This is a genomic window from Runella sp. SP2, from assembly GCF_003711225.1.
Lineage (GTDB): Bacteria > Bacteroidota > Bacteroidia > Cytophagales > Spirosomataceae > Runella.
In genome coordinates this window covers 6,287,321-6,304,986 of the sequence record NZ_CP031030.1, presented here as the reverse complement: position 1 = coordinate 6,304,986, position 17,666 = coordinate 6,287,321, and the positions used below count along the sequence as shown (strand labels likewise).

General features: G+C 47.3%; 12 protein-coding genes. 7 read left to right on the top strand and 5 right to left on the bottom strand.

Going from position 1 to position 17,666, the window contains the following annotated elements; genetic code table 11:
- Positions 1-102: 102 nt before the first annotated feature.
- From kduI to DTQ70_RS25335, 4 genes are all read right to left on the bottom strand, one after another.
- Positions 103-939 carry a 5-dehydro-4-deoxy-D-glucuronate isomerase gene (gene kduI, locus DTQ70_RS25350; protein WP_206019583.1) on the bottom strand — a complete coding sequence of 279 codons (837 nt, stop codon included), beginning with the start codon at positions 937-939 and terminating at the stop codon, positions 103-105.
- 9 nt (positions 940-948) lie between these two features.
- Entirely contained in the window at positions 949-2,010 is a 1,062-nt protein-coding gene (locus tag DTQ70_RS25345; RefSeq protein WP_122933384.1) for an NAD-dependent epimerase/dehydratase family protein, read from the bottom strand.
- 2 nt (positions 2,011-2,012) lie between these two features.
- Positions 2,013-3,968: a KUP/HAK/KT family potassium transporter gene (locus tag DTQ70_RS25340; RefSeq protein ID WP_122933383.1), complete on the bottom strand. Its 1,956-nt coding sequence runs from the start codon at positions 3,966-3,968 to the stop codon at positions 2,013-2,015.
- A gap of 229 nt (positions 3,969-4,197) precedes the next feature.
- A complete protein-coding gene (locus DTQ70_RS25335; protein WP_122933382.1) occupies positions 4,198-5,649 on the bottom strand; it encodes an NADH-quinone oxidoreductase subunit N in 1,452 nt (483 codons plus the stop codon).
- Positions 5,650-5,688: 39 nt separating this feature from the next.
- On the opposite strand from DTQ70_RS25335, the gene DTQ70_RS25330 reads away from it, so the two are divergent.
- On the top strand, positions 5,689-6,330 hold the full coding sequence (locus DTQ70_RS25330; RefSeq protein ID WP_164490203.1) for a hypothetical protein: 642 nt from the start codon (positions 5,689-5,691) through the stop codon (positions 6,328-6,330).
- Between the two features lie 58 nt (positions 6,331-6,388).
- Here the strand turns inward: DTQ70_RS25330 and DTQ70_RS25325 are convergent, their stop codons facing one another.
- On the bottom strand, positions 6,389-7,576 hold the full coding sequence (locus DTQ70_RS25325) for a phosphoglycerate kinase (protein ID WP_122934557.1): 1,188 nt from the start codon (positions 7,574-7,576) through the stop codon (positions 6,389-6,391).
- A 191-nt stretch (positions 7,577-7,767) separates the two neighbouring features.
- On the opposite strand from DTQ70_RS25325, the gene DTQ70_RS25320 reads away from it, so the two are divergent.
- The 6 genes from DTQ70_RS25320 to DTQ70_RS25295 all read left to right on the top strand — a co-directional run bounded on the left by DTQ70_RS25320 (position 7,768) and on the right by DTQ70_RS25295 (position 17,550).
- On the top strand, positions 7,768-8,466 hold the full coding sequence (locus DTQ70_RS25320; protein ID WP_122933380.1) for an RNA polymerase sigma-70 factor: 699 nt from the start codon (positions 7,768-7,770) through the stop codon (positions 8,464-8,466).
- On the top strand, positions 8,463-9,470 hold the full coding sequence (locus DTQ70_RS25315) for a FecR family protein (protein WP_122933379.1): 1,008 nt from the start codon (positions 8,463-8,465) through the stop codon (positions 9,468-9,470). Before DTQ70_RS25320 ends, DTQ70_RS25315 begins: the two co-directional genes overlap by 4 nt.
- A 35-nt stretch (positions 9,471-9,505) precedes the next feature.
- Entirely contained in the window at positions 9,506-13,003 is a 3,498-nt protein-coding gene (locus DTQ70_RS25310; RefSeq protein WP_206019581.1) for a SusC/RagA family TonB-linked outer membrane protein, read from the top strand.
- A gap of 175 nt (positions 13,004-13,178) precedes the next feature.
- Complete coding sequence (locus DTQ70_RS25305; RefSeq protein ID WP_122934555.1) at positions 13,179-14,642, top strand: RagB/SusD family nutrient uptake outer membrane protein; 1,464 nt, start codon at positions 13,179-13,181, stop codon at positions 14,640-14,642.
- A gap of 135 nt (positions 14,643-14,777) precedes the next feature.
- The gene (locus DTQ70_RS25300) at positions 14,778-15,836 is read left to right on the top strand and encodes a cellulase family glycosylhydrolase (protein WP_122933378.1); all 1,059 of its coding nucleotides are present in this window, start codon (positions 14,778-14,780) and stop codon (positions 15,834-15,836) included.
- 7 nt (positions 15,837-15,843) lie between these two features.
- Positions 15,844-17,550: an arylsulfatase gene (locus tag DTQ70_RS25295; RefSeq protein ID WP_122933377.1), complete on the top strand. Its 1,707-nt coding sequence runs from the start codon at positions 15,844-15,846 to the stop codon at positions 17,548-17,550.
- Positions 17,551-17,666: the final 116 nt, after the last annotated feature.

Genomic DNA, 17,666 nt, shown 5'->3' with positions numbered 1-17,666 from the left:
GACCGCTATTTTCAGGACTTCGGTCCACCTCTTACGATTGTGAGTCTAAACTGTGTATTTATTTTGAGAAAATCAAGGACTACGGCTACTTTTTTTGAAATTTTATTTCAACTCGCTCAAGGCCAATGTGTCCATATCGGTATAGACATAGTTCTCGCCAGCCATTGCCCACAAGAAAGAATAACTCGTTGTGCCAGCTCCCGCGTGAATCGACCAAGGAGGTGAAATGATGGCTTGTTCGTTGGCCACTAACAGGTGACGTGTCTCGGTGGGTTCACCCATAAAATGGAAAACGCGGTGGGCGTCATCTAAATCAAAGTAAACGTAGATTTCGGTACGACGGTCGTGGACGTGCGGCGGCATCGTGTTCCACACACTGCTGTATTTCATGGACGTCATCCCCATCACCAGCTGACAACTTTCGAGGCCATCGGCATGGATGTATTTATAAATAGTACGCGTATTGGCCGTTTCGGGTGAACCCATATCGGTTGGACTTGCGTCAGCGGCTTTCATCATAGCCGTAGGTACGGTGCGGTGAGCGGGCGTCGAAACGAGGATAAACTTAGCTGGAAATTCAGGATCAAGGCTTTTGAACGTGACGGTTTTATTACCCTTCCCAACGTACAAGCAGTCCCGCTTTTGAAGCGTAAACAACTCATCTTCTACCATCACAAAGCCATCGCCACCGATGTTAAGAATGCCCAATTCACGACGTTCCAAAAAATAATCAGAGCGGAGCTCGTCGTAGGTTGGCAGTTTGTGTAACTGGCCTACGGGTTTGATTCCCCCCACAATCATGCGGTCGTAGTGAGAATATACAAAATGGAATTGGTCGGGGACGAACATTTTTTCCATCAAGAACTCTTCCCGAATACGTTGAGTCGTGTAATTTTTAAAATCGACGGGATTGGTCGTATGGCGTACCTGAATGTGCATGAGTAAAGGTTATTTTAAAATTGGTTCTAAGGCTTTGTTGTTTTGGTCGAGCCATTCGGTGATTTCTTCGACAATTTGGCGAACTCCAATTTCTGGTTTCCAACCCGTCAGGCGAGTCACTTTGCTGTTGTCCGTAATGTACATCCGAATATCCGCCGTGCGCGTTTCGGGTACTTGCTTAATCGGAATGGTTTTGCCCGTTACTTCTTGGCAAATCTTGGTCAATTCTTGCAACGACGTGCTGCTTTCTACGCCTCCACCTGCGTTCAAAATTTCGCCATTTACTTGGTCGATGTTATGCAATTGCCAGTCAATCAAACGGTACAAATCTGCCACGTGGAGCATATCGCGGGTTTGTTTTCCCGTACCACCGTAGCCAAAATACCCAAGTTGCTGTTCCCAATAGTGTTTGGCAATCCAAAGCACCATCACACCTTGGTCAACTTTTCCCATTTGCCAAGGTCCCGTGATGACCCCGCAGCGATTAATCACCGTGCGAAGGCCATAAAACTCGTTGTATTCTTGAATCAACAACTCAGAGGCGAGTTTGGTGGTGCCGTACAACGAACGAGCGCCGTCGAGCGGAAAATCTTCGGCAATTCCCTTGGACGATACGCCTTTGACGGGTTGGTCGTCGGTGAGAGAAAAGCGCGTTTCTTCTTCCACAAAATTCAACGTTTCAATCGTCTTGATGGGATAGACGCGGCTGGTTGAAAGGAATATAAAATCAGCTTTGTGCTTGAGGGCGTAGTTGAGGCAGTTGACTGTCCCGAACAAATTGGTATTGATGAGGTAGTCAGGCGTTCCGTCAAGCCCTGCCAATACCGAAGGCTCGGCCGACGCTTCGATGACCGCATCGACGGCGGGCAGCGAGTCAAAATCTTCTTTGCTACGGATGTCTCCGTGGACATACGTAATGCCCGCTTGCGACAAGCGTGAAACGTTGAGTTCGGAACCTTTTCTTTTTAAGTTATCTAAGCAAAAGATTTCGTACGATGGGTAATTGGTTTTGAGCGCAATGGCCAACGATGAGCCTACAAAACCAGCTCCACCTGTGATTAATATTTTCATTTTTAACTATAAATACGTTTTAATTTGATGTTTTCGGCTGGACGAATAATAAGCGGTACTTTTTCGATTTTTACCGCGCTACTATCCAATCCAAACCACTTGTCTTCGCTGGTGGTAAAGCCTTTGATAAAGAAATACGCTTTCATAATGGCTTGTTCAAATAGCGGAAGCTCGTTTTCAAACGATAAGAACTTCTCTAATACTACAAACCGAAAATCGCCGATAACATTGTGTCGGTTGAGCGATTCGTAGCGGCTTGTGATGTCAACTTCCTTATTTTTTACCATTTCTTCAATTACTTTCTTGAAATAAAGGTTGACCCGTTGTTCGATACGAAAGCCTAGGCGGAAGTTGACCCGAATGACGTCGTCGGGTTCGATGACGTTCACTTTGTATTCCATTGTGTATGGATCATCAGTGGTATCGACGTGAACAAACCAATAAATATCGGCGCGTTTGGGGCGCTTTTGGAAGATAGAATAAATCACTTTTGATTCGATTTCCGACATCCGCGAAGCGTTGCTCATAAAAATAAGGTGGGTAGCGTATTTAGGAATCGAAATATCGCGACTAAGTTCTTTGAGCGAATCTACATAATCGTTGAGTTTGACGTATTCAGTCAAGCGAAGTTTGATATAAAACGCGCGGTACCAAACAAACATCAACCCTGCAATCATGGCCCCGATAACGAGCGAAACCCAACCTCCGTGCGTAAACTTCACTAAGTTTGCAATCAGAAATGACCCTTCAATCGCAATGTAGATAGCCATAAAAATGACTACGCCCCACATCTGATATTTTTTGGCGTAAAGGTAATAGGACATCAAAATCGTGGTCATCAACATGGTGAGGGTAATGGCAAGACCATAGGCCGCTTCCATGGCCGATGATTCTTTGAAATACAACACCACGCCAACACAACCCAACCACAATAACAGGTTGACGCTTGGGACGTACAATTGTCCTTTTTGAAGGCTTGGGTAGCGCAAACGAACTTTAGGCCAAAAATTGAGACGAATGGCTTCGCTCACGAGGGTAAACGAGCCAGAAATCAAGGCTTGGCTGGCAATGATAGCCGCCGAAGTCGCAATCGCAATCCCTGGAAGAAGAAACCAATCGGGCATGAGTTCGTAAATGGGACGGCGTCCATCCAAAGACTCACCCGCGTGAGAAAGCAACCAAGAACCTTGACCGAAGTATTGGAGAATCAAACAAATTTTAACAAATACCCAGCTGACACGGATGTTGGCGCGGCCACAGTGTCCCAAGTCAGAGTAAAGGGCTTCGGCTCCCGTGGTACACAAGAAAACAGCTCCTAACAACCAAAAACCTTCGGGTTTTTCAAACAAAAGCTGGTAGGCGTAGTACGGGTTAAGCGCCCGCAAAATGGTCCAATCTTTCGCAATCCAGATGATACCAAACGTCCCTAACATCGAAAACCAAATAAACATAATGGGGCCAAAAGCACCTCCCACCTTGTTGGTTCCGAAGACTTGCACTAAAAATAGAGCAGTGATAATCCCGATGACGATGGGAATGGTCTGAATGTCAGGATAAATGATGCGTAACCCTTCGATGGCTGATGATACCGAAATGGGGGGTGTAATGATTCCATCGGCTAAGAGCGCCGCTCCCCCAATGATGGCAGGAACGGTGAGCCATTTCGCATGGCGACGTACTAAGGCATACAAGGCAAAAATCCCCCCTTCACCACGGTTGTCGGCTCGAAGAATCAGTACCACGTATTTGACAGTAGTTTGGAGAGTCAGTGTCCAAAAAACGCAAGAAAGGGCTCCCAAAACCGTTTGAGGCGAAATGATGGGATCTTCCTTAAAAATACTGTCCATCACGTACAAGGGAGAAGTACCAATGTCGCCGTAGATAATTCCAAAAGCAATCAATAACCCAGCGGCTGAAGCTTTATCTAGGTGGTGGTGATGCCCGTTATTACTTTCCATGAAAAAAATATTGTGAATGAATGATTGGAAACACTATCTGCAAGAGTGATATCAATGAATGAAGACCAAATACATGGAGATGTCCTAAAACGTAGTTTATCAGTGGGTTTTTAAAAAATCGGACAAATATAAAGGTCTGTAACATCCGTTGTGCTCGGAAGGCCAAAATTATTCGTCATACCGACTAAAAGTGGCTCAAAATTCATGCTAAAAGCCATAAAATCACCCACTAAAGCTGCTTTATCCAGAGCATCAACCAGTCAGTTTTTAGAAAAAGTACAACGATAAGCACCGTCAGCGCTACTACCAAGGCCGTTCCAGCAGGCTTTGGGGTTTCGTGGCTAGCTTCTGGCGCCTCCTTGAAAAATAAATAAAAGGGTATTTTGAAGTAATAGACCAAGGAAATGACAGCGTTGAGTAGCCCTACCACCAAGAGCGTGGTAAGCAACGAAGAAGGAGCGGTCGTATTGGCCTCCCAAAGGGCAGAAAAGACCAAGAGTTTGGAGGTAAAGCCCGCCGTGGGAGGTAAACCTACCAAAGCCACCATGACTATCACAAAACAAACGGCAAGCACGGGTAGCTGTGCCCCTTTACCTGACAATGAAAGTAAGGTCGGGCGGCCAGAACTTACCAAGTCAACCAATAAGAATGCGGCGAGGTTGGTCAAAACATAAATAACAATATAAAACGTAGCGCTTTCAAAACCTGCTTGGCTGAAAGCCACCACACCTACGAGTACAAAACCCGCTTGCGCAATGCCCGAATAAGCCAAAAGACGCTTGAGGTCATTTTGCCAAAGTGCCGACAAATTTCCTAGCAAAATACTACTGAGTGCCAAGAGCGCCATCAGCTGCTGAAAATCGGCAGGAAGTGCACTCAACAAACGCATCAATAAGAGCAGCGCAGCGGCTTTGGGAGCGGTTGATAAAAAGGCAACAATGGGTGTAGGGGCTCCTTCATATACGTCGGGTGCCCACACGTGAAAGGGAACCAAGGAGAGTTTGAAAAGAACGCCACCAAGTGTCAGAAAACCCACAACGAGTATTATGACGGGGTGATTTTGAGCCAGATGATTGGCAAAAACTTCGCTGGTGAGGTCGAGTGAGCCCGTCATTCCGTATAGAAATGAAAGGCCGTACAGCATAATGCCCGAGCTCAGTGCGCCAAAAAGTAGGTACTTGATACCGCCTTCTGCGGCGAGCTTGCCACGGCCCATACTTGCTAACAAATACGAACCAATCGAAACGAGTTCAATCGATAAGTAGAGGCTAAGGCCATTGACGGCCATGGTCATAAAACAAAGCCCCAACACAATGGCGAGTAGAATGGCGTAAAACTCAGGCGGTAATTGGGCGTGAGTGACGCGTATATGCAAAAGAACAAAAAGGGTAGTGATGAGTATAAGCCCCTTGAAAAAAACGGCCTTCGTATCAAGATAAAGCAGGTGGTGAAATAAATAGCCTTCGGGGGCGTTCCATTGGAGAATAACCAATAGCAGCCCAGCCAAACTTAGTCCAAACGCTGAAAACCACAAAACAGTGGACGTCTGTTGCGACCAACGCGTTAGTTTCAATACTAACTCGGCCGTAATCAACAGCAGAAAGGCAAAAGCCAGCCATGTTTCGGGCACTACCCGTGGAAGGCTTTCGATGATATGGAGTAAATGCTCTTTGAGTTGCAAGGTTGTTCGATTAATTTGCCAGCAAAAGTACAATTCAACATGAAAAAGTCATTACTCTGTCTCGGATTGATTTTAGCGACCATCGCTGCCCATGCCCAAGGAATGTTCATTCAGGACATCAACGGGCGTCCTATTTTTGAAAACGGCTACACCGAAATCGAAGGCTCTCCTTACCTGAAAGATGAGTGGGCGAGAGGAACGGTGAAGGCCAAACACAACGGCAAAACCTACGAATTGGCCAAAATGCGGTACGACACGTACAAAGACGAACTGGAGTACGAAGAGAACCAAAAATCGTATCGGTTTAGCAGTGAAATTACCGAGTTTGCCACCACAGATGGGGTTTTTCGTAACAATTTCCCTGCCTACGAGTCACTTTCTGGCCGTAATTTTTACCAAGTACTTTCTGACGGCAAAGTAAAATTGCTGAAGCGAACAGTCACTAAAATTCAAACGGAAAAGCTGTACAGCTCGGCCACAGCGACTAAGCGTTTTGTCAAAGATGAGTTTTTGTATTTGTTCAAGGACAGCGCGATTATTCGCCTCAAGAAAGACAAGAAGGCGTTATTAGAAGCCCTCAGCGATAAAAAAGCCGATTTGGAGGCGTTTATCAAAGAACAAAAAATTAAATTATCGAAAGAAGAAGATTTCTTGCGCGTGATTGAGAAGTACGAGCAGTAAATACGGTGAAGAAACAAAAATGATTTCGCCCCGACATGTCATCGGGGCGAAATCATTTTTAAGCCAATGCTGCTACTCCTGGAAGAACTTTCCCTTCCATGTATTCAAGAAGTGCACCACCACCCGTCGAAACGTAGCTTACGCGGTCGCCGTAGCCAGCGTTGTTGATGGCAGAAGCAGAGTCACCACCACCAATAAGCGAAAACGCATCGTTCTGCTCAGTAGCTTGTACGACTGCCTCGGCGATGGCGTTGGTGCCTGTCGCAAAGTTCGGGAATTCAAATACGCCCATTGGGCCATTCCAAAGAATCGTTTTAGAATTACGAACGGTTTCTTCAAACAAGGTGATGGTTTCTGGGCCAATGTCCAAACCTTCCCATCCATCTTCGATTTCTCCCGTTTTCACGATTTGGCGGTTGGCATCATTTGAGAAAGCATCCGCGCAAACGTTGTCCAAAGGCATCAATATGTTTACGCCTTTTTCTTTCGCTTTTGCCAAAATTTCTAAGGCTAAGTCTTGCTTATCAGCTTCTAAAAGCGATTTTCCAATCTTTCCGCCCAAGGCTTTGGTAAAAGTATAAGTCATACCACCGCCGATGATAAGGTTATCTACTTTGTCCAACAAGCGCTCAATGATGAGAATTTTGTCCGAAATTTTGGCGCCTCCCATGATTGCCGTAAATGGACGTTCGGCTTGTTCCAACACGCGTTGTGCGTTGTCGATTTCGGCCTGCATGACGTAGCCACACACGCGGTCTTCAAAAAACTGCCCGATAACGGCCGTAGAAGCGTGGGCGCGGTGAGCCGTTCCGAAAGCGTCGTTTACCCAAACATCTCCCAATTTTGAGAGTTTTTCGGCAAACTCAACGTCTCCTTTTTCTTCTTGTTTGTAAAAACGTAGGTTTTCCAACAACAATACTTCACCTGGTTGAAGCGCGGCGGCTTGTTCGGATGCCGAAGCACCGATGCAGTCGTCAGCAAATTTTACAGAGACACCCAAAATCACCGAAAGTGGATTGATAAGGTGTTTGAGCGAATATTTTTCGGTCGGGCCATCTTTCGGGCGACCTAAGTGCGACATCAAAATGCAAGAACCGCCGTCTGCCAAAATCTTACGAATGGTAGGTAGCGTAGCTTGGATACGAGTGTCGTCAGTAATTTCAAATTTTTCGTTGAGAGGAACGTTGAAGTCAACGCGAATGAGGGCACGTTTGCCCGCAAAATTGTACGAATCTACGGTTTTCATAGGATTCAAGTGGGTTGAAAGATTGTTTTTCATGGCAAAAATAGTTTTTTCGCTCTATTAACCCTAGCAAAAGGTCATTTAGCCGTGTTTTTGGTAAAATTCTTGGAAAAAGAAAAAAAAATCTGTGAATTGACTAAGGGGAGAAGCCGCTTTTTGTGACTTACCTTATAGAACCCGAAAAAAAACAATCCATGGCCGAAAATCAACCGAGCCAACCCCAGCCTTCCACCCACCCGTTTCAAAGGCCAGATGTTGAGCCCATACTCCTTGACGTTGAGTATCTTATCCGACAAGCGTTTGAAGAAGATGCACGGCGAGGCTATGAACTGTTGTTTCGGCGCTACTATCGTCCGCTGTGTAGTCAGGCGGTGCGTTTTGTGTATTCACGGGCGGTGGCCGAAGATTTGGTGAGTGAAGTGTTTTTTAGCTTTTGGAAAAACCAAGCCCAGCTTCATATCACAACCACCTACCAAGCTTATTTATATTCGGCCGTTCGGAAGCGGGCGTATTCGTACCTCCAGCGCGAGTTTCACCAAGAGATGTCCATTACCGACGAGAATGCAGAAGGCATCAATAACAATGTAGAGATTGATCCCGAGCAGTTGTTGCAATACACCGAATTATACCAGCGCATCGAAGAAACCGTACGTACGCTGCCACCGCAGTGCCAGCGGGTGTTTGTGATGAGCCGTTTTGAAGGAAAAAAACACCGCGAAATTGCCGACGAGTTGCAGATTTCCCCAAAAACGATTGAAGCCCATTTGAGCCGTGCTTTGTCACAACTGCGGCAAGTACTACGAATGGGGCTTTTTTGCGGACTTGTGTTTTTTGTCCCAGCCACTTCGCCTTCCGAAATATCCACACCATCACCAACATACTGTCATCAATGAACAAAGCCATAATGAAAGAACTGCTGTTTGCGCATTTTAGCGGACGCTCAACGGCACTTCAGCGAACGACGATTGCCGATTGGCTGCAACAACCCGAAAACCAGCTACTGTATGTGTCTTGGCTCGACGAATGGGAGCGTCAGCACCTTCAGTACATGGCCGAAGAAGAGGATGCTTTGGCACTGCTAAACGCACGCATTGAGTCTTGGAATCAACAACAAAATATAGAAGCAACCGAAGAAAGCTCAGAACTGCCCATTCGCCGAAGGTTTGCTTTTACCCAGTGGCTGGCGGCAGCTTCGGTGGTGTTGGTATTGGTGGCGGGAATGTATGCGGGAAGAAGCTATATTTTTTACCAAAAGATAGAGACGGCTTTTGGAGAAACCCGACAACTTACCTTGCCTGACGGCTCGCAGGTATCGCTCAATGCCCATTCGTCTTTGCGTTTCCCAAGGTTTGGATTTGGCCCGCGCTCACGGGTAGTGTGGCTGACGGGAGAAGCAGCTTTCTCCGTACAACATACTCCTACGCACCAACGCTTTTTTGTAAAAACAGCCCGTGGCGTGCAAGTGGAGGTGTTGGGAACAGAGTTTAATGTGTTTGACCGTCCCAGCGGAACCAAAGTCGTATTGAGCAAAGGGGCGATTCAGCTCAATTATACGGGAGCTAAAAAAGCGGTGAGGGGCCTGCGGTTGAAACCAGGCGATGCCGTCAACGTGGATGCCAAAGGAAACCTGACGCAGACGCGTATCAAGGAGCCCGAAGTAAGTTCGGCTTGGAAAGAACACCGCTTCAATTTTAACAGTACGCCCGTTCGGGAAATTGTGGAATTACTCCACGACAACTACAACCTGCGCGTTGTCCTTAAAAATCAGGAGATTGGTGAGCGAACGGTGACAGGCTCATTTCAGGCCGATAATGCAGACGAGTTTTTACAAGTAGTGGCCGAATTGCTCGAAATCAACTACAAACAAAAAGATTCTACGGTTACCTTTTTTGAATAATAACCAAAGTTTACCCTTTTCTAACTACACTCTTTATGCGCTCTATTTTTATTCCAACCACGCTGGTAGGGTTGCTTACTGGCGCGTTGTTGGTCGAGCCTCAACTTGCCAATAGTCAGGCAATGGCGATGGTGAGCTCGCAACAACGCCCCACTTACTCCGCAGCATCGGCAACGACCACCCGCCTTTCGGATGCCTTAAATGGCTTGAAAGTCAAGTACAAAGCTGATATTTTGTTTGAAGACCGAACGGTTGCCAATCTGACGGTTTCGACCGATGTGTTGGCGGGAACTACGTCCCTCGAAAATGCTCTTTCTCGTTTGTTAAAGCCCTTTAACTTGCGTTATAAACAAGTAAAAGCAGGTACATGGGTGGTTTTGGCCAAAAAATCGTCGGCTTCGGTCGGGAATGCCCGATTTCCCGTTACGCCCATCAACGAAGAAAACCAACCCCAAGCCGACCCCGCCTCCAACGGCTCATTGACCACGGTTGTGGCATCAAGCCCGCTCGAAACCCGTGCCGAAGAAGTGACCATTAGCGGGACGGTAACCACTGTGGGTAATAATGGAGTAATTCCTGGCGTAAATGTAGTAGTAAAAGGAACTGTCCGTGGGACAACGACCGATGCCAACGGGCGTTATCAGTTGCGTATTTCTGAACCGGCTGCCAAAATGAGTGGATTGGTGCTGGTGTTTTCGTACGTTGGCTACGAAGCACAAGAAGTGACGGTGGGCAACCGAACGGAAATCAACGTGCAATTGAAAGAAAGCGACCAATCGCTCAATGAGGTAGTCGTGGTAGGATACGGTACCGTACGCAAAAGCGATTTGACGGGCTCAGTGATGTCGTTGAAAGCCCAAGATTTGACCCGTGGCTCTAATATCAACCTTCAACAAACCTTGGCAGGGCGCGCGCCTGGGGTGCAGGTTTACCAAAAAAGTGGTGAGCCTGGTTCGGCCATGAGCGTGCAAATCAGGGGAATAACTTCCATTACAGGAAACAACGACCCGCTTTATGTAGTAGATGGCTTACCCGTAAACGATGGAACAGCGATTGGCTCGGCGAGTGCGGGCGGAACTACCAGCAATCCTAACAACCGTACGCCGCTCAATAGTTTGAATCCTGCCGATATTGAGTCCATAGAAATTCTAAAAGATGCCTCTGCTACTGCCATTTACGGTTCGCGCGGAGCAAACGGGGTGGTACTCATTACTACCCGCCGTGGTAAAGATGGCAAACTCAAAGTAGAATACAACGGAACGCACGGCGTCCAAAAAGTGGCCAATACACAGCGCTTTTTGACGGGAGCTGAATACACCGATGTTATCAATTCCATCATTGATTTGGGAAAACTTTCGACCCCAAAAGTGACGGGAACCAACGCCAATACCGATTGGCAAAGTCTATTGCTTCGTGATGCGCCCATTCAGTCGCACGACCTCTCGTTTAGCGGGGCGGGAGGAAATACCCGTTACTACATTTCGGCGGGTTATTTTAACCAAGATGGGATTATGCTCAAATCAGGGACGAGCCGTTACAGCGCTCGAATGAACCTCGAAAATGGCGTGGCCAATAAATACAACGTAGGGGTAAGCCTGAACACTTCCTACACCAGAGATTACTATAATGCAACGGGGGTAGGGCTAAACGACAACGCTAGTGCGCTATACATGGCCCAAAACTACGATCCCACGGTGCCTGCTTATAACCCCGACGGAACGTACTATCGCTCGTCGTTGATGGCGCCCATGGATAGTCCATTGGCGGTGATTAATGGACAGTATGGGATGGGCGATACGTACCGTACGTTTGGAAACATTTATGCCGAATATTACTTCGTTCCTTCGCTATCGGCCAAAGTACGCATAGGGGCTGATTTCAATGATAACCAGCGCTATTTCTGGATTGACCCCAGTACGTTGACGGGGCTTTCGTACAACGGTTATGCCGATGTTCGCGATGGGAAACGAGGCTATTACCTGACCGAAGGAACATTAAATTTTAACAAAGAGCTTAAAAATCACCGTATTAGCGCCGTGGTAGGAGCTACTTACGAACGCTACACTTCCAGCTCTATCATTGCCAATTCGCGTTCTTTTGCTTTGCCCGACCTTACCTTCAACGCGCTCGGTACGGGCGATAATACCCTGAATGGCGTCGGAAGTGGCCGTCAAGAAAACAAATTGGTGTCGTTTTTGGGACGAGTAAACTATTCCTTTAACAGTAAGTATTTACTAACGTTGTCGATGCGGGCCGATGGTTCGGCGCGGTTTGGCCCCAACAAGCGTTTTGGCTATTTCCCGTCGGCGGCCTTGGCGTGGCGGATTCAGGACGAGGCTTTCTTGAAAAATGTAAATTTCTTGAGCGAACTTAAACTACGCGCCAGTTATGGAGCAACGGGCAACCAGCCGACCATCAATTACTTGTATTTCTCTACTTTTTCGGCAGGACGCAATGCCGTTTTCAATGGTAACCGCTACAGTTCATTGCAGCCTTCGCGCAGCGCCAATCCTGATTTGCAGTGGGAAGCCGCCGTTCAGGCTGACTTAGGAATTGATTTTGGCTTTTTCAACGGTCGCCTTACGGGTAGCATCGACTACTATAACCGCAAAACTTCTAACTTACTTTACGACATTCCACAACCTGCGAGCACGGGTTTTGGAAGCCGCATCGAAAACGTGGGAAGTATGCGTAATACGGGAGTTGAGCTTGCTTTGAAGGGTATTTTGACCGATAAAAATGGCTTTCGTGTCGATGCTGGTTTTAACATTACCACCCTCAAAAACCGCGTGTTGAGTCTTGGAAAAGTGCCTCAGTTCATCGGTTCAGGCCCAGGTAGCATTGGCCAAGTGAGTATTCTCAAGCCAGGTGAGTCGATTGGGTCGTTCTATGGGTATTTGGTGGACGGCGTTTGGCAAACGGGCGAAGACTTTACCCAAGCGCAGTCAGGCGTACGCCCAGGCGATTTGAAATACCGTGACCTTGACGGAAACAAAGTCATCAATGCCAACGACCGCGTGGTGCTTGGTAAATCGCTGCCCGACTTTTTCTATGGCTTCAACACCAGTGCTTCCTACAAAACCTTGGCATTGGATGTTTTCTTGGAAGGTTCGCAGGGAGCTAAAATGCTGAACAGTAGTTTGGTGGACGCTTATTATCCAGTGGACTATCGCCGAAACAAATTGGCAGTTCCTTACCTCAACCGTTGGACACCAACCAATCCTACCAACGACTACCCTTCGTTTTTGCCCAACGACGTGCAAGGCCAACGCCAAGTAACCAACAAAACCGTCGAAGACGCTTCGTACCTGCGTGTTCAGTCGGTGCGGTTGTCGTACAAAATTCCAGTACCTAAAAACCGCTATGTGGGCAGTGCTTCGGTGTTTGTGAATGGTCAAAACCTGTACAATTTTACCAAGTACTCAGGTGCTGACCCAGCAGCCAATGCTCTGGGAGACAATATCTTACGGATCGACTACAACACCTATCCGCTGACACGTACTTACACTGTGGGGGTTAATTTACAATTTTAGGTAAGGGGGTGTTAATGGTTAACTGTTATTTGTTAATAGTAAATTGTAGAATGGTGAAATCGCTGTAATTCGGTGATTGTGAATGGTTAATCACAAGGAGGCGCAGTTAACAGATAACAAGTAACGGTTAACAGATAACTAATAACAGTTAACAATGAACAAAATGACAAATCAAATGAGACAATCATTCAACTATAGCTTAATCATCGGAGGGCTTCTGATGTTGACGTCGTGCGAAAAAGCGCTGGAAGTATCGCCGAGGTCTGAGTTTTCGCCCGACAACGTACTCACGTCGGAAAGCGGCATCAAAGCGTTGCTTTTTTCGGCGTACGCACACCAGCAAACTCAATCCAACTCGCGCTACGTGATCAACGATTCGGAAGTTTGTACTGATATGGGATTTAACACGGGTGGCGCTGAAAATGGACAACTTATTCAACTAATCAATTTTACGTGGGATCCAACGCTCGGAACGTTGGCAGCCGATATGTGGGACCCTAACTACCGCGTGGTACGCGATGCCAACGGTGTCATCGAAAACGTAGGAAATGTGACAGCGGCGGAGTCAACAAAAAAACTCTTTAAAGCCGAAGCAAGGGTCTTGCGGGCACAAGCGTATGCGCTTTTGATGACTTTTTTTGGAACGGTCCCCTTGCGGACTTCCACCACACAACCCGCCGATTTGGCACGGGCAACGGAAGAAGAGCTAAAGGCGTTTGTTGAAAAAGAAATCACTGAATCAATTCCCGATTTACCAGATCCAGGCAAAGAAGAAACTTATGGACGGTTTAGTAAGGGCGTTGCGTATAGTATTTTGGCGAAGTTTTATCTCAACACCAAGCAATGGCAAAAAGCGGCCGATGCCGCCAAAGCCGTAATGGATTTTAATTACTACGCCCTCAATCCAGATTTTGTGGGGATGTTTAGAGTCGAAAATGAAGGTGCGGCCAACCGTGAAATGATTTTGGCACTTCAATGCCGCCCCGAAGATCCTTTTGGCAATTGGTACCAAGCAGGAGCACTGCCGCCAGGCTACAAGAGCAGCCCTCAGTTTCCGAATTTTACCTACAAAACCACTATGTCGAATTTTGCGACGCAGTACCGCTTGCGGACGGCATTTACCAGTTCGTTTGCCGCCAACGACAAGCGTTTACAGTTGATTTGTACGAGTTATGTCAATACCAGCAACCAAACCATTGATTTGTCAACGGGAGATAATGCGCGTAGTTTTAAGTATTGGGATAACAACACCGTCGGAAACAATAGCGGAACGGACGTTCCAATACTGCGTTACGCCGATATTCTACTTACCAGAGCAGAGGCCCTGAACGAGCTCAATGGCCCCACTGCGGAGGCATTTACATTAATTAATCTCGTTCGTACACGAGCAGGGATTCCCAATTTGACCCAAACGGACACTCCTACAAAAGATGCTTTCCGTACGGCCATTTTTAGAGAAAGAGGTTGGGAGTTTGTCTCAGAAGGTAAACGCCGCGAAGACCTTGTTCGCCAAGGGACGTTTATTTCATTAGCTCAAGCGCGTGGCATCACCAATGCCAAGCCCGAACGCGTACTGTTTCCGATTCCGCAAGCGGAAATTGATGCCAACAAGCTTTGTGTTCAAAGTCCTGGTTATTAGCAAATTAGCCAACGGATGGGTCTGCAATCGATAGTTGAAGGGCTTTCGTAGTATTAGTTTTTGGCTCAAATTGCCTTAAACTATTGATTGTAAATTTTTTCACTTTGAACTAACTATCTAACAAATCATCATTTTATGAAACAAGTAACACTTTTTGCGATTGCGTTGCTCCTCACGGTATCTACCCTCAAAGCGCAACCTCGCTGGACGGCCCAACAGGCAAACGACTGGTACAAAAAACAGGGTTGGATTAGAGGTTGTAACTTTCAACCAAGTACGGCCATCAACCAATTGGAAATGTTTCAGGCGGAATCTTTTGACCGTCAAACGCTTGACAAAGAATTGGGCTGGGCTGAAGGGCTTGGCTTCAATGCCATGCGGGTGTATTTGCACCATATTGCTTGGACGACCGATGCGCCAGGTTTTAAAAAACGCCTCGATGAGTACCTCGCCATTTCGAGCAAGCACGGAATCAAAACCATTTTTGTGTTTTTTGACGACTGCTGGAACGACGAATACCACCCAGGCAAGCAGCCTGCCCCTAAAACTGGCGTTCACAACAGCGGTTGGGTACGCGACCCAGGCACGATGATTCACAATCACCCCGATAGCTTGAGCATGTTGGAAAAATACGTGAAAGACGTGATGACTACTTTCAAAAACGACAACCGCATTTTGTTGTGGGATTTGTACAACGAACCTGGCAATAACCAATACTTTGCAAAAAGCCTGCCTTTGTTGAAGTCGGTCTTTGCTTGGGCCAAAGAAGTGAATCCTTCACAGCCAATCAGCGCAGGTGTGTGGAGCTGGGGTGAGAAATTCAAAGAATTGAACAAGTTCCAAGAAGAAAACTCAGACGTGATTACCTACCACCACTACGGCTACGTGGACAAGCACAAAGAATTGGTTGATAAACTTCGTCAGTATGGCCGCCCGTTGATTTGTACGGAATACATGGCACGCCGCAACGGTAGCTTATTCCAAACCATCATGCCGATGTTGAAGCAAGAAAACATTGGAGCCATCAACTGGGGCTTTGTGGCGGGAAAAACCAATACCATTTACGCTTGGGGAACACCTATGCCCGATGGGAAAGAGCCTGAATTGTGGTTCCACGACATTTATCGCACCGACGGAACGGCTTTCAGCCAAGATGAAATCAAAACAATTAAATCCTTGACAGGAAAAAAATAATAATTCGATGAAGAAAAAAGGGGTAGTGGCTTCGGTTGGATTGGCCGTGGCGGTGTCGGTAGGGCTAACGGCGTTTTATTCAAAACCGTCGCGTTCAAAAGCGGATGCACGTCCGAACATCATTATCATCATGGCCGACGACATGGGGTATTCGGACTTGGGCTGCTATGGCGGTGAAATCAAAACCCCTAACATCGACTACCTCGCCAACAACGGGTTGCGTTTTACTCAATTTTACAACACATCCCGTTGTTGTCCAACGCGAGCCAGTTTGCTCACAGGCTTATACAACCACCAAGCAGGCATTGGTAAAATGACCGACGAAGAATCGACACCAGGTTACCGTGGGCATTTGGCCGAAAATACCGTGACGATTGCGGAGGTATTGAAGGCAGCGGGCTACCAAACGGGTATGACGGGAAAATGGCACGTGTCGAACACCATTGTTCAGAAAAACCCCAAAGACCAGCTCGATTGGCTCAATCACAAAAAAGATTTTGGCGATTTTGGGCCATTGAACCAGTACCCCACTGCGCGTGGTTTCGATAAGTATTTTGGCAATATCTGGGGCGTAGTTGATTTCTTTGACCCTTTTAGTTTGGTCAACGGGACAAAGCCTGTAACGCAAGTTCCAAAGAATTACTACCACACGGACGCCATTAGTGACTCCACCGTGGCCTATATTCAATCGTTTGCCAAATCGTCGTCGCCATTTTTCTTGTACGTGGCGCACACTGCCCCGCACTGGCCGCTAATGGCCCTGCCCGAAGACATCGAAAAGTACAAAGACACGTATAAGTCGGGCTGGGATGCGGTTCGGAAAAGCCGTTACGATAGAATGGTAAAAATGGGTTTGATTGACCCCAAAACTACGCCGTTGTCGGAGCGCTGGGATAAACAACAAACCTGGGAAGCAAACGCCGATAAAGAATGGGATGCGCGCGCTATGGCCGTTCACGCGGCGATGATTGACCGCATGGATCAGGGCATTGGCCGTATGTTGCAAACACTGCGCGAAACGGGGCAGTTGGAAAACACGCTCATTGTCTTTCTTTCGGATAACGGGGCAAGTCCCGAAAACTGTGCGGCTTATGGGCCAGGTTTTGACCGCCCCAACGAGACCCGCGACGGTCGGCCTATCTCGTATGATTTGAAAAAGCAAGTAATGCCAGGGCCTCAGACTTCGTTTGCTTCGATTGGGCAGCGTTGGTCAAACGTGGCAAATACGCCTTACCAATACTGGAAAGCCGAATCATCCGAAGGAGGTGTTCGCACGCCAATGGTGGCATTTTGGCCCAAAGGAATCAAAGCGAAAAAAGGAAGTTACAGCGCCCAAATGGGACACGTAATGGACTTCATGCGTACCTGCGTAGAGATTTCAGGAGCCAAGTACCCACAGACGTTTCAGGGGCGTACTATTTCGGCCTCAACGGGGCAAAGCCTTGTACCAGCATTTCAGGGAAAAATCAACGGAGGGCATATGAATCTGTTCAACGAGCACTTTGGCGCGCGTTATGCACGGTCGGGGAATTGGAAGCTGGCCTCCGCAAGCCGCGATACTACGTGGCACTTGTTTGACTTAGCCAACGATAAAACCGAAACCAATAACCTCGCGGCTAAGTATCCCGAAAAAGTAAACGAATTGAAAAAACAGTGGCAAACGTGGGCCCAAACCCATCAAGTTTTGCCCAAGCCTAACACAGTCAGACGATAGTCAGACCGCAGACTAACCTCCTAAGGGAGAGGTGAGCCGTTTGTTTTCTGTCCAGAACATGAGCAGTTTCTGGTAGAGCAGGCGCCGCCTCTCCTTTTAGTGTATATTAAATTAAC